The organism is Nostoc sp. (genome assembly GCF_036917095.1).
Lineage (GTDB): Bacteria > Cyanobacteriota > Cyanobacteriia > Cyanobacteriales > Nostocaceae > Nostoc.
On sequence record NZ_JBALFH010000020.1, the window covers coordinates 1 to 12,952 of the forward strand.

General features: G+C 41.0%; 15 protein-coding genes. 5 read left to right on the top strand and 10 right to left on the bottom strand.

Annotation, left to right across the window (positions count from 1 at the left end; translation table 11 throughout):
- Positions 1–529, top strand: a 529-nt coding sequence (locus V7L01_RS08090) for a WD40 repeat domain-containing protein (protein WP_442936953.1), incomplete at its 5' end; no start/stop codon positions are given.
- A gap of 17 nt (positions 530–546) precedes the next feature.
- Here the strand turns inward: V7L01_RS08090 and V7L01_RS35400 are convergent.
- The gene (locus V7L01_RS35400) at positions 547–636 is read right to left on the bottom strand and encodes a MerR family transcriptional regulator (RefSeq protein WP_442936954.1); all 90 of its coding nucleotides are present in this window, start codon (positions 634–636) and stop codon (positions 547–549) included.
- Between the two features lie 447 nt (positions 637–1,083).
- Here V7L01_RS35400 and V7L01_RS08095 point away from each other — a divergent pair, with 447 nt between their 5' ends.
- The 3 genes from V7L01_RS08095 to V7L01_RS08105 are packed head-to-tail and all read left to right on the top strand — an operon-like array spanning position 1,084 to position 4,144.
- Positions 1,084–2,799: a Mu transposase C-terminal domain-containing protein gene (locus V7L01_RS08095; protein WP_335033555.1), complete on the top strand. Its 1,716-nt coding sequence runs from the start codon at positions 1,084–1,086 to the stop codon at positions 2,797–2,799.
- A 2-nt stretch (positions 2,800–2,801) separates the two neighbouring features.
- Positions 2,802–3,638 carry a TniB family NTP-binding protein gene (locus V7L01_RS08100; RefSeq protein ID WP_335033557.1) on the top strand — a complete coding sequence of 279 codons (837 nt, stop codon included), beginning with the start codon at positions 2,802–2,804 and terminating at the stop codon, positions 3,636–3,638.
- Positions 3,638–4,144, top strand: a complete 507-nt coding sequence (locus V7L01_RS08105; protein ID WP_335033559.1) for a TniQ family protein — start codon at positions 3,638–3,640, stop codon at positions 4,142–4,144. Before V7L01_RS08100 ends, V7L01_RS08105 begins: the two co-directional genes overlap by 1 nt.
- A 154-nt stretch (positions 4,145–4,298) precedes the next feature.
- Here the strand turns inward: V7L01_RS08105 and V7L01_RS08110 are convergent, their stop codons facing one another.
- From V7L01_RS08110 to V7L01_RS08120, 3 genes are all read right to left on the bottom strand, one after another.
- Positions 4,299–4,496 carry a hypothetical protein gene (locus V7L01_RS08110; protein ID WP_118170740.1) on the bottom strand — a complete coding sequence of 66 codons (198 nt, stop codon included), beginning with the start codon at positions 4,494–4,496 and terminating at the stop codon, positions 4,299–4,301.
- A gap of 158 nt (positions 4,497–4,654) precedes the next feature.
- The gene (locus V7L01_RS08115; protein WP_335033561.1) at positions 4,655–4,960 is read right to left on the bottom strand and encodes a helix-turn-helix domain-containing protein; all 306 of its coding nucleotides are present in this window, start codon (positions 4,958–4,960) and stop codon (positions 4,655–4,657) included.
- Positions 4,957–5,499, bottom strand: a complete 543-nt coding sequence (locus tag V7L01_RS08120; protein WP_335033563.1) for a hypothetical protein — start codon at positions 5,497–5,499, stop codon at positions 4,957–4,959. Before V7L01_RS08120 ends, V7L01_RS08115 begins: the two co-directional genes overlap by 4 nt.
- 173 nt (positions 5,500–5,672) lie before the next feature.
- On the opposite strand from V7L01_RS08120, the gene V7L01_RS08125 reads away from it, so the two are divergent.
- Positions 5,673–5,846: a ribbon-helix-helix domain-containing protein gene (locus tag V7L01_RS08125; protein WP_335033565.1), complete on the top strand. Its 174-nt coding sequence runs from the start codon at positions 5,673–5,675 to the stop codon at positions 5,844–5,846.
- 647 nt (positions 5,847–6,493) lie between these two features.
- On the opposite strand, the gene V7L01_RS08130 is transcribed toward V7L01_RS08125, so the two are convergent.
- The 6 genes from V7L01_RS08130 to V7L01_RS08155 all read right to left on the bottom strand — a co-directional run bounded on the left by V7L01_RS08130 (position 6,494) and on the right by V7L01_RS08155 (position 12,949).
- Positions 6,494–6,703 carry a hypothetical protein gene (locus V7L01_RS08130; protein WP_335033567.1) on the bottom strand — a complete coding sequence of 70 codons (210 nt, stop codon included), beginning with the start codon at positions 6,701–6,703 and terminating at the stop codon, positions 6,494–6,496.
- A 154-nt stretch (positions 6,704–6,857) separates the two neighbouring features.
- Complete coding sequence (locus V7L01_RS08135) at positions 6,858–7,397, bottom strand: hypothetical protein (protein WP_335033569.1); 540 nt, start codon at positions 7,395–7,397, stop codon at positions 6,858–6,860.
- Positions 7,394–8,164 carry a TIGR04255 family protein gene (locus V7L01_RS08140; protein WP_335033571.1) on the bottom strand — a complete coding sequence of 257 codons (771 nt, stop codon included), beginning with the start codon at positions 8,162–8,164 and terminating at the stop codon, positions 7,394–7,396. Before V7L01_RS08140 ends, V7L01_RS08135 begins: the two co-directional genes overlap by 4 nt.
- A 134-nt stretch (positions 8,165–8,298) precedes the next feature.
- Complete coding sequence (locus V7L01_RS08145; RefSeq protein WP_335033573.1) at positions 8,299–8,646, bottom strand: M48 metallopeptidase family protein; 348 nt, start codon at positions 8,644–8,646, stop codon at positions 8,299–8,301.
- Complete coding sequence (locus tag V7L01_RS08150) at positions 8,643–11,747, bottom strand: type I restriction endonuclease subunit R (RefSeq protein ID WP_335033575.1); 3,105 nt, start codon at positions 11,745–11,747, stop codon at positions 8,643–8,645. The genes V7L01_RS08145 and V7L01_RS08150 overlap by 4 nt, the downstream gene beginning before the upstream one ends.
- Complete coding sequence (locus tag V7L01_RS08155; RefSeq protein WP_335033577.1) at positions 11,744–12,949, bottom strand: restriction endonuclease subunit S; 1,206 nt, start codon at positions 12,947–12,949, stop codon at positions 11,744–11,746. Before V7L01_RS08155 ends, V7L01_RS08150 begins: the two co-directional genes overlap by 4 nt.
- Between the last annotated feature and the right edge of the window lie 3 nt (positions 12,950–12,952).

Here is a 12,952-nt window from a genome sequence, read left to right on the forward strand (position 1 = left end):
CCCCATTGGTCAACCTTGGCACGGACATGAAAAAGAAGTTAATTCTGTCGCCTTTAGCCCTGATGGTCAGTGGATTGTCAGTGCCAGCAATGATTTGACAGTGCGCTTATGGGATATTCACGGCAACCCCATTGGTCAACCTTGGCGCGGGCATGAGTATTGGGTAAATTCCGCAGCTTTTAGCCCTGATGGTAAACTGATTGTCAGTGGTAGTCTTGATGGAACAGTCCGCTTGTGGCAATGTGGGTGGCAAGAATGGTTGCAAGTTTGCTGTAACAGATTACATTATCATCCCGTCTTTCAAAATCCTGAAAATGGCAGTGATGTAGAAATTGCCCACCAAACTTGTCAAAAATATGTATGGAATCCACAATGCCCTAAACAGTTGCACAACCAAGGTGCAGCAAAGCTAAAAGAGAAAACTTTTTCAGCAGCTTTGGAGGACTTTAACCAAGTAGTTCAAGTTAATTTCACATCGCACTGGAAACATCACCTTGCTTGGCAATCAGTACCCACAGAGAACCAATAACTCGACCTACGGTTTGTTTAATCCCTCTCTCGCCAATACTGTAGCTGGCGAAGGGTGCAGCCTGTGATTTCAGCAGCTTCTTTGCTTGTGAAAAATGTCTCCTGCATACAATTTATTTTACAGAAGACTTGTTTAATACAATTATGTTAGTACTAGACAATATTGTTTAAAAGCGAGAGCTAATACAAGTTGACCGCATAGTTAATGCGGACATTATTTTGGCAATACGGACATTAATTTGTCAACGCAAACAAATAATTTGGCAAACGACAATATCTGTACATTAACTAATTAATTGTCCATTTAACAAAATGTTGTCACAAAGCTATAAATACCTAAAACCCTGACATAGCAAGGATTATGTCAGGGTTTCTCCTATTTAAGACAGTAATACCCATCTAAGTCGGTATTCACTAATTAGATGTCAAATACCAGATATTTCACAATTTAATTGTTAATTACCAGAAACCTGGAAAAATCATGAGTTTTCATAAATTAACAAATTATTTGTCACTTTAGTAGTATAATACAACTATGTTTTGATAAGACACTGTATGCAAGATGCAGAATTCTCTACAACCTCTACGACTTGGGCAAGCTCCGCAGATGTTAATAATGATCTTGCTGAAGCAAACGTTATAGTTTCTAAACTTTCAGATGAAGCTTTGCTGAAAATGGAGGTGATTCAAAGCCTTTTAGAAAATAGCGATGGCACTACATATACTCAAAAGCTCAAGGAAGCGGCAGAAAAGCTTGGGAAGTCAGTACGTACAGTGCGACGGCTAGTAGAGAAATGGGAACAGGAGGGTTTGGCTGGGCTAGTACAAAATCAACGAGCAGATAAAGGAAAGCATCGAGTTGATGAAGACTGGCAAAAGTTTGTATTGGAAACTTATAAGGAGGGTAATAAAGGTAGTAAAAGAATGACTCGCAAGCAGGTTTTTATTAAAGTGGAGGCAAAGGCTGAAGAACTGGGAGTTAAGCCTCCTTCCCACATGACGGTTTACCGAATTTTGCAACCCTTAATAGATAAAATTGAGCAAGCTAAAAGTATTCGCAGTCCGGGTTGGCGTGGTTCACGGCTATCAGTTAAAACTCGTGATGGAAAAGACTTACAAATAGAACACAGTAACCAAGTTTGGCAGTGCGACCACACCCTTGTTGATGTTTTATTAGTAGACCAGCATGGCAAAATTCTTAGTCGTCCTTGGTTAACAACGGTTATTGATAGTTATTCGCGCTGCATTATGGGGATTAACTTGGGCTACGATCCACCAAGTTCTCAAGTTGTAGCTTTGGCGTTACGTCATGCAATTTTGCCCAAACAATATGGTTCAGAATATGGACTTCATGAAGAATGGGGTACTTCTGGTTTACCGCAACACTTGTATACAGATGCGGGTAAAGATTTTCGTTCTAACCATTTACAGCAAATAGGGGTGCAGTTAGGGTTTGTTTGTCATTTGCGCGATCGCCCATCCGAAGGCGGTATTGTTGAGCGTCTGTTTAAAACTCTAAACACAGAATTATTCTCAACTTTACAAGGATATACAGGTTCAAACGTTCAAGAGCGGCCAGAGGAAGCGGAGAAAGAAGCTTGCTTCACGTTGCGGCAGTTAGAGCAAAGGTTGGTGTGTTACATCGTTGATAACTATAACCAACGACTTGATGCTCGAATGGGCGACCAGACAAGATTTCAACGCTGGGAATCTGGTTTAATTGCTTCCCCTGATTTACTTTCCGAGAGGGATTTGGATATTTGCCTAATGAAGCAAACACGGCGACAAATTCAACGCGGGGGATATCTGCAATTTGAAAACTTGATGTATCGAGGTGAACTCTTGGCGGGTTATGCAGGGGAAAGTGTTGTGTTGCGATATGACCCCAGAGATATCACAACGATTTTGGTTTACCGCACAGAAGGGGATAAAGAGGTGTTTCTTGCCCGCGCGTATGCTCAAGATTTGGAGACAGAGGAACTATCTCTAGATGAGGCAAAAGCTATCAGTCGTAAGGTCAGAGAAGCGGGTAAGGCTGTAAGCAATCGCTCAATTTTGGCTGAAGTTAGAGAACGCGAAACATTCCAAACTCAAAAGAAAACTAAAAAAGAGCGTCAGAAAGTAGAACAGGCTGAGGTCAAAAAAGCTAAACAACTTATACCTGTTGAGGCAGAGTCATCAGGAGAGGCAGTATCTCTTGACAGCGAACCTGAGCAAGAGATGCCAGAAGTTTTTGATTACGAACAAATGCGTGAAGATTACGGGTGGTAAAAATGACTTTACAAGAAGCTCAAGCAGTCGCTCAACAATTGGGTGATATTCCCGTTAATAGCGACAAATTACAGGCGGAGATTCAACGATTAAATCGTAAAGGTTTTGTCCCACTCGAACAAGTGCAAATTCTCCATAATTGGTTGGAAGGAAAACGCCAATCAAGGCAATCTGGTCGTGTGGTAGGTGAATCGAGGACGGGTAAAACTATGGGTTGTGATGCCTATAGGCTTAGGAATAAACCCTCTCAAGTTGCAGGAAAGCCCCCAATTGTACCTGTGGCTTATATCCAAATTCCCCAAGAGTGCGGTGCTAAGGAATTATTTGGGGTAATTATGGAGCATTTGAAATATCAGGTAACTAAAGGAACGGTAGCAGAAATTCGAGATAGAACGCTGCGAGTTCTTAAAGGTTGCGGGGTGGAGATGTTGATTATTGATGAAGCTGACCGCTTTAAGCCGAAAACTTTTGCGGAAGTGCGTGATATTTTTGACAGGTTGGAAATAGCAGTGATTTTGGTAGGAACCGATCGCTTAGATGCAGTGATTAAGCGGGATGAGCAGGTTTATAACCGTTTTCGGTCTTGTCACCGTTTTGGAAAGATGTCAGGGGAAGATTTTAAGCGAACAGTGGATATTTGGGAGAAGCAAATACTGAGATTGCCAGTTGCTTCCAACCTTTCGAGTAAGACGATGTTGAAGACCTTAGGGGAAGCAACTCGAGGTTATATCGGTTTGATGGATATGATTCTCCGAGAGACTGCAATTCGGGCTTTAAAAAAAGGACTGCAAAAAATTGACTTGGAAACTTTGAAGGAAGTAGCTGCTGAATACAAGTGATGGAAGCGGAAAATATTAAGCCTTGGCTGTTTAGAGTTCAACCCTATCAAGCAGAAAGCCTGAGTCATTTTTTGGGTCGCTTTCGACGGGCAAATGATTTAACCCCTACTGGATTAGGTAAAGCAGCAGGACTTGGGGGTGCGATCGCCCGATGGGAAAAGTTTCGGTTTAATCCCCCACCGTCTCGCCAGCAATTAGAGGCATTGGCTAAGGTTGTGGAGGTTGATGCTGATAGGCTAGCGCAGATGTTAGCGCCTGCTGGGGTGGGGATGAAGCTTGAGCCGATTCGGTTATGTGCTGCTTGTTATGTTGAGTCACCTTGTCACAAGATTGAATGGCAGTTGAAGATAACGCAAGGGTGCGATCGCCACCAATTAATTTTGTTGTCAGAATGTCCAAACTGTGGAGCAAGATTTAAGATTCCAGCAGTGTGGGTGGATGGTTGGTGTCACCGATGTTTTCTGAGTTTTGCCGATATGGGAAAGTATCAAAAGTCTTATCGATGACGGAGTTTGTGCAAACATAGTAGTACTTTTCAAATGTTAGCTACAAATCATCCCCCCTTGCTTTCATGGAAAAAAAGGAGCAAGGGGGGATATCTTATGTTTCAATAAACAAGAGAATTTGCTACAAGTTAAGTTGACTTCCAGAACGATGGAATCATGGGGTAATTTGCTCTGGTTGCTCGACTGCTGGATTGAAAATGATTGTGAAAGTTGCACTTGGTATCAGTCGGTGTAGAGCTTGTGAATGAGCCTCTGCGTCACTGCGGCGACGAAAACGAGCAACTATTTGATGTTGCATACTAGGAAAATGGCGGACTATACACCAAGGATTTAGCTTTTCAATGTAGGTCATAAAAACCTCCTGCTCATACTTATGATTTAGCTGGTAAATTGCAGTCGAATAATAGACAAAAGTGACTTAAACATTCTCAAAACTAAAGCCACCCTACTGTGAGAGTGGCTGGTAAAAGAATGTCAGGATGACATTGCAATTGGTTGACTTTTCGATTCCTACTTATGCACTGCGAGAGAACATAGTATATTCAGACATTCTTCGGGAATTTCCTCGAAGTGTTCTAGCAGGAAGTCCATCAGGGCAAGATGCCGTAAATCACTGGGCATGGGACTACGATAATTGCGACCCTTGGAAAACCAACGCCGGACAGTTGAGAGTGAACGAGAGCAAATTCGAGCGATCGCCTCATGATTAACATCCCATTTGGCATAAAAATTCTTGGGTGTCATTCCTAATTGACAATGGCTATAAAGGTCAATTAAACTTTGCTCTCGTGCCTGTAAAGGACGCGGATTAGTCATAGCATTGGCTCCGCTTCTATTGGCTCTAAATCCTCTTCCCAAGCAATATCGGCAGATGTCCAAGCGGCACTGGGGCTATCTTTGCTCAACCAAATCAGGTAGCACCAACTCCAGCAGCAAAGATGGGGAGCAAAGCTATAAAATCTGCCGATCGCTGTTCCCCAATCGGTGTCAGAACCAATCCAACGCAATTTGTCGCCATACAAAAAGCGGGGTGTTTTTGCTGTGTTCGCAAAGTCGTCGGGTAAATCAACAGAACTCGCAGAAAATTTCTGGTTAATTAATCTTGGGAGTAAATCGTGGCGATTGAGCGCGATGCCTTCGGCAAAGCTAGGAGCCAACGCACTCAAATAACTAGCAACTAGTTCAGCATCAAGACTCTGAGTTAATTGGGAAATCAACAACGCTGCTAAAGTTTGTTGTTCTTGCTGTTCACAATAGTTATTGAGTTTCGCTAATAGTTCAGCAATACCGAAGTCATCTAAAGCTTGTAGATAACTTCTGTGTTCATCTGTTTTGTGGCAAACAGGTCTTAACATAGAATATGTCTCCTGTGAGAAGGAGCCAGAAGCCAGTGCGTCAGCCCTGAGAAAGTTGCGCCCTGGCTTTTGACTTATCAGTAATTATACATAAATTTTATGTGCTTCTATTTAAATTTATGTGTTTTTAGTGATTTAATATAAAAACACATAGAGAAGCTGATAATAGTCACATGGGAAAAGTAACATTGAGTATTTACATGGAAGAAGAAGACAAAGAAGCTCTGCAACAACTGGCGGATGCAGAGGAGCGTTCTTTGTCGCAAATGGCAGTGTTAATTCTGAAACGAGCTATTAAACAAGCGCAGGCGGATGGAACGATTTCGCCGCCTAGTAAGGGCAAGTGAGGCGATCGCGTATTGTGGCAGAAGATAGGTTGTCCCTTCGATGAAGTGGCTTGGGACTGTAAATTAATAATGTTTACTTAGAATGCGATCGCCACAAGTTAAGCTTGCTTTCAGAATATCCCAACTGTGGGGCAAAGTTTAAAATTCCTGCGTTGTGGATTGATGGTCATTGCCAACGGTGTTTTTTAACATTTGCAGATATGGCAAAGTCTCAGAAGACGGTTTAACTACACTTTGTAGCCTTGCTGCTCCAATGCTGAATTGAAAATAATTGTGAAAGTCACTCTTGGGATCAGCCAATGCAGGAATTGTAAATGATCCTCTGCATCATTAACGCCGACTAAAACGAGCCACAATTTGGTTTTTCATACTAGGGAAAAGGTGAACTATAGGTTCTGACGCTGTAGGTTGATGGGTGGTGTCAGTAATGTTTTATGCTTTTTGCGGAGATGGCAAGTAATTAGAAGCCTCACCAAGACTAAGCTGTTACGCTTACAAGTTGCACTCTTGGAGTTGTGGGGAGATGGGGAATTGGAAGCTCGAAAGAGAAATTGACGATTTTCCTAACGGTTAATAAAGTGCGAATTAAATATGCGACACCTTAAAACATTTACTCCACTATTATGGCTAAACTCTCATTGTAAGTATTATTTAGCCCACTCTTGAACTTTGTGCTGATATTGCTTGCTGACTTCATTCATATACTTTGCAGCTACTTTCCGCATATTGTTTTTATTAGGATCTGACTTAACAAAATCTGCAAAGTCACCATTACATTTAAGAAATAATTCTATTGCTGCTGTTAACTCAAGGTCATCTGTGGTACACAATTCATAATAGTAACGTAATTCACTCACACCTTATATAGCAATCCTAAATTACATAAAACCTAATGATACATTTATACTAACCTGAAGTTCTTTATTAATCACCAAGAATTTGATTTTTCTAAGCTGATCAGTGTACGCTCTGTTCGGATCTCAAATAAGATTGCTACCTCAAATAGGATTGCTATAGTGACTCCAAAAATTCACGTACAAATGTACTTTCTTCATTTTTAAGCAAATTCTTGGCTTCTGCAAGTATTTCTTCAGCAATAGGAACTTCACCTAGAGCAAAGCTAATTGCTTCTAAAGCAGCATATCTCACTTCGTCTGCTGGATGCTGTAGAAGCACATTGATTATGGAAGCTGCATCCTGAGAATAGGCTTCATTTTCTAAAAGAGGACTCAGAAGCCTTGCCACAGCTAGAAGTTGGAAAACACTTAAACGTCTAACTAGTTGCTTAAGAATATTTACGTCTTCTTTGGAAAGTGCAAGATGACCTTCCAAGAGTTCATCTCGAATCTCTTCTACTCTATTCTCAAACTCAGAAATATCTAAATTAGAGAATAAATACAACGATGTATTATATTTCCATGCTTTGGCTTCTAGCCTATGTCTTTGAACCTGTTGGCTTGCTTTAATTATTTCGTAGTGTTCATTACTACTACCACTGCTAGAAGTCGTACTCAAAAACTGACTGTTATCTGTAGCTAGTAACGTACTCATTTGAAAAGATCCTCTGTTTTATTGGTAATGCTCTTAAAAAATATTTCGTCTCTGAAGGATCGCAAATTTAATTCAAAAATTTTATTGATTTCATCATCATCATTATGCTGAAGATTTACTTGTTGGAAAACATCTATATCAAATATTAAAGGAACCGCTTTTTCACCCTTTTCATTTTCGGTTACTTGACCGATTGTTTGATTAATAATTCCTCTTGAGGGTTGATATTCTGGATGGACTACAATTATTTGCATAAAATAGCCTTCCATTATTACCGATAAATTACTAGATATTTCTGGTAATATTTTTACGTAATTTTTTAGCTCTATTGTTCCTGTTGCAGGTATCATAATTTGGTTGACATACCGTAGAGCAAGACGGACTACTTCTGTAGGAGATGTAATTTGAGCATACTTTTGCCATAACTGATATGCCTCTCCATAAAAGCTTTCCCAACTCTCATAGGGCTTCAACCTACTGAATGTAAAGCCATTTAGCCTAGCTTGAATAATTCTTTTTTGGTCATTAGAAATAAAAATATATCCTTCAGGTTTATTAGATACTGAAAACAATTGAGAGTTGATTTCATCCGAGTTTTCTAAGTCAAATTCAAAACCCCCTTGAAGTGCCATTCTCTTTTGAATATTTGGAAAAGAGTCTTTAATATTTTCATGGAACTTCAAAATTTCTTCATGATTAAAATTATCATGAAGATTGACTGTTATATCAATAATGGCTTCGGTGATAGGTGGGTTAAGGAATCTCATTTTTCATTTATTTAGAAACCAGTTAAGGCTCATAACTAAAATTTAGTATCTATAATCTTAGTCTACAAGACTTTAAGGTTCTTGTCCGTATCAAAAACATAACGATATAAGTCCTTTAAAGGCAGTTTCCCGCATTACCCCACAAAGCCCTGCAATCGCTTCTCCTTCTCTTCCCAATCAGGCAAATAAGCAGACATAAAGCACTTAAATAGCTTACCGTGGTTGGGAACGAGGAGATGCACAAGTTCGTGAACGATCGCAAACTCACCCAATTCTTTTGGTAAATCTAGCAGTTCAGTATTCAGCGTTAAACGTCCTGTAGTAGAAATGGATGCCCACTTGCGCTTCATCGGACGGAGTTGAATTTGTTTGACTTGGACTTTAATGCGATCGCTCCATTCTCCCACAGCGTCCCTAAGTGCTTGCGCGTCTTTCCATTGCGTTGCGGCTTCGAGTTTTTCTGGTAAAGGAGTCGTGTTCATGATTCGACTCGTTCGAGTTTCAGCAGGTTATTGGTGACTTCAATGGTTTGGTCAACTGAGCTTGTAATAGGATAAATAGTAGCGTAAAGTTCGGTTCTTAAATCAATTTCCTGACGCGCATCCCACCAGTAATCAGGGAAGTTGCTATAAATGGCGTTGATGGTTTCGGCTTGGTTGATATCAAGGCAATCAACTGCTTGCTTGATGACAGTGTAAATAGCAAAGGTGTTTTCATCAACCTTGAGCCGTTGCCGTTCTGACTCTGCCTCTATGCATTCATTGGCAATTTGATCTAGTTTAGCTAAAGCTTCTTGCGCCTCTATTTGGCGGTTTTCAAAGCTGGCGCGTACAGTTTCTGCACGTTCGCCAATGGAAATCAAAAAAGGCGATCGCTGACTTTGCTCGTGTACATCTCTAAACAGTGCCTTACTCAAGTTTAGAACTTTTACAGTATCCGTCGTGCTATTTTGGCGGAATTGTTCTAATTGTTGGGAATTGAGTTCGTGGATTGTCCCTGGCATTTCTAACTCGCCGATTGTGACGTTGCGGCGTACCAGTTCTTTGGTTTTGGCGGTGAGTTCAATATCAATATAGGGACTAGTATTATAAGCAGCGCGGATTGTTCCGTAAAGCCTAGCGATCGCTTGATAATTTTCCATGAAGGGGCGCAAGTCAGGATCGGGAGAGAGGATCTCGTAAATTGATTGTAATTGCCGGACAAATTTAAAGAATTTCTCCCGCAAATCTTTGTCTGCAAAGTGCGCCGCAGCCCTTTCTTTTGCTTTGTCGTCCCATCCCTTAGCTAGCGGTAAATACTCAGGTGCAGTATTTTCCATCATGGTTTGCAGCAGGTTTTTGATCACATCAACATTTTGGATGATGTCGTTAACTTCTCCTGACTCAAAGGCAAGGGCTTGCTCTAGTTTGTCACCAAAGATACCGATAAAATCTAGAACAAAGCCATAAGGCTTAACTAAACCTTCTGCGTCTTCATAGGGGCGATTCACACGGGCGATTCCCTGCAAGAGAACGTGATCCCGCATGGGTTTGTCGAGATACATACAGTAAAGTATCGGCGCATCAAACCCCGTCAATAGTTTCTCGGTGACGATGAGAATTTTGGGCAATGCTTTGCGGTAGTCTTCGTAAAGTTGGCGAATTTTTGTCACAGCATCAGCATCGCCACCGCAAAGGCTTTCTAAATTTTGAGCATCTTCAGCAGAACAATAACCTGTAAAACTTAGGGTTTTGCTAGTGTAGTTAAAATCTTTGGGTCGCAATCCGATAAACTCGATTACTGCATCCGGTAAGGATATTCTGGCAGAAACGACGGATTTTTTAATAAAAGCTTTGCGGACTTCTTTCTCTTCGGCATCAGTCAGGTTGTACTCGCGCAGTCCTTCGGCTGTAGTCCGGGAATAGACGACTGTTGAGTATTCAGCAGGGAGATATTTGTCTAAGGCTTGTTTATAAAGTCTACAAGCTTCCCGATCTACACCAACCATAAAAGCTTTAAAGCCCATTGGTTCAACGTAGTCGCGGAAGTGTTCGGCGACAAATTTAGCTACTTTATCTACTCTATCTTCACTTTTGAGAAACTCTTTTAATTTAACTGCGCGATCGAGAATGCCATCCAGTTCCTCAATATCGTTAATATCTTCTGCGGCTTTGAGTTGGAGAAATTCTTTTTCTAAAATTTCTTGGGGAACGCGAAACTCTGATTTAGCAAGGGCATAATTTAGCTTCAGGGTTGTGCCATCTCGTACTGAGTCGGCGGTTGAATAGGAATCTAGGCTGTATTTTGGGTCAGTAGGTTCGCCGAAGGTTTGGAAGGTACTTTGTCCTTTAGCTGCTTTACTGACAGGTGTACCTGTGAAACCAATAAATGTGGCGTTGGGGAGGGCAGCCATCAAATATATGCCGAAATTACCACCTGTGCTACGGTGTGCCTCATCGACTAAGACGGTAATCGTAGAACGCTTATTTTCTACCTTCATCTTGTCGAATTTGTGAATCATGGCGACGATTAACCCGCGATAATCATCTTGGATTAGTTTTTCTAAGTCTGCTTTACTGTTTGCCACCTCGTAGCTTTTGATGCCATAAGCTTTGAGGTTTTTGTCTAGTTGGTTTTCCAGTTCGTTGCGGTCAACAATCATAATTACGGTATTATCGCCGCTAATATTGCGGAGTTGGGCGGCAATTGTAATCATGGTGAGGGTTTTACCACTGCCTTGGGTATGCCAAACTAGTCCCCGTTTTTTATTCGGGTCTTGGATACGTTGCAGGACTTTTTTGACTGCACGGGTCTGGTGTTGCCGTAGAACAACTTTGGTTAAGCCGTCATCGCGTTCGAGGAAAACAATGTAATATCTAAGAATCTCTAAAAAGCGTTGATGGTCGAAGAAGGTTTTGATTTTCTCTTCATAGTCGCCTTCTTGAATTGTGTCGCTTTGTTTGTTCAGTTTCCATTCAAACAAGTTTTTGCGGTTGGTATTCCAGGTTAAGCCATACCAGAAATTCCAGAGTTCTGTGACTTCAAAAATTTGGGGAAAGGCGAGCAATTCGGGGGTTTGGTTGTGGTAGCGGTGAATTTGGTCAATGCCTAGTGCTAAACCATCAGTTTTCTTTTCTCCTTTGGTTTCAGCAATGGCGACGGGGATACCGTTAATTAGAAAAATAATATCAGCGCGGTTGGGAAATTTTACGCCTTTTTGCGACCATTCATCTGTGACTTGGAAGATGTTATTTTCTGGGTTGTTAAAGTCAATGAGGGTAATGTTTCTGTCGCGGTTTTCTTCTTGGGCGACAAAAATAGATTGTTTGCCTTGCAACCAGTTTAAAGCTTCGCGGTTGCCTTCGATGGTGTTGTCAATGTTTCGCAAGCGGCGAAGAATTTCATCTATATTGTTAGAGGTGACAACGCCAGGATTTAGTTTAATTAGTTGACTGCGAAGAACATCGGCAAAGTAGCGTTCTTTGAGTTTTTCCTCTCCCTTCCCTTCCCGCCGTTGTAATGCTTCTTTTGAAGTTAGGTATTCCCAGCCAATTTGATAGGCATATTTCAGCATCGGTCTTTGCACGGCGGAACTTTCGCTCATACGTAAGTCTCAGTTAAGGGTTGGGTGGAAATTTTACCTGTCATCAGTTGTTCTAGCATGGCGTGGAAGAGTTCGTCGATAAGGGTGAGTTCTTTCTCTAGGGCTTGAATTTTGCGATCGCAAAATTTTAAGACCTTGGCAATTAGTTGCTGTTCTTCTATTTTTGGCAAAGGTATTGGAAGAGTTTTTAGAGAAGATGTAGGCAATCGTTTCGTTCCATGTGCTGAAGTTCCAACAAATCGCAAAAGATAGTCTTTGAGATATTGAATTGCACACAGTAAGTATTCAGCCTCAATCTGAGAAGATGGAACAAGTGCCTTAATATCTTGATTAAAAGCCATAGATACTTCTGTTATTGCCACTGGAATATTTTTTGCAAGACACATACCACGAACAGCGACTAAAAGCGTTTTTTCAGAAACCAGGCGGGAGCCATTTTCTAAGCCTTCTTTTGAAATATGGTCGATAGCGTCTGAAAGTCTCGGTTGTTTTAAATCTTTAGTACTTACCCAAGGAATACTACCTTGCCACCATTCTGGATGATTTTTTGCAGGAGTTCCTCCGCTAAGAAACTCAACAAGTGAATCGAGTTTAACTAATTTCCAACTTTCTGGAATCTCACCTATTTCCTTCTCCTCGCGGGTTTCATTACGAGTGCCATGAGTAAAGAGATATTGCATCAGTGCAGCTTTGCGTTCCCGTTCCAGTTCTAACTCTCGCTGACGGGTTTCTTTGGCTTTCTGGATGGTTCGCAGAGTGTGTGCGATCGTTTTTTGTTCAGGAAGTGGGGGAAGATATAGATATAAATCATGAATAATACTTTGTGTAATTAGGGGTTGTCCGCCTCTCCTTTGAAACCTATTTAAATTAAAAAATTTTAGATATTCTGCTAAAAAGTCAATATATATATCATTAATAACCCATTTTTCTGAGTATAGAGCATTATCAGTAATCCAATTAGGTGATTCTGCAATGTGTACGCATCCACAGTATGCACCAACTCGACCAATAACTAGAAGTCTTTGATTTGAAAATAAGCTATTAGTATAACCTAAGATACCATTGCCACCATATACAGGGATTTTCTTCTCCTCACTGGGTTGATATACTGTATCTTTAGGTTTAGAGTTTCCACTTTTAAATTTGACAATTTCCCCAAGTTTGATTTTATTCCAATGAAGCGGCACTTGTATCTCGTCCATTCC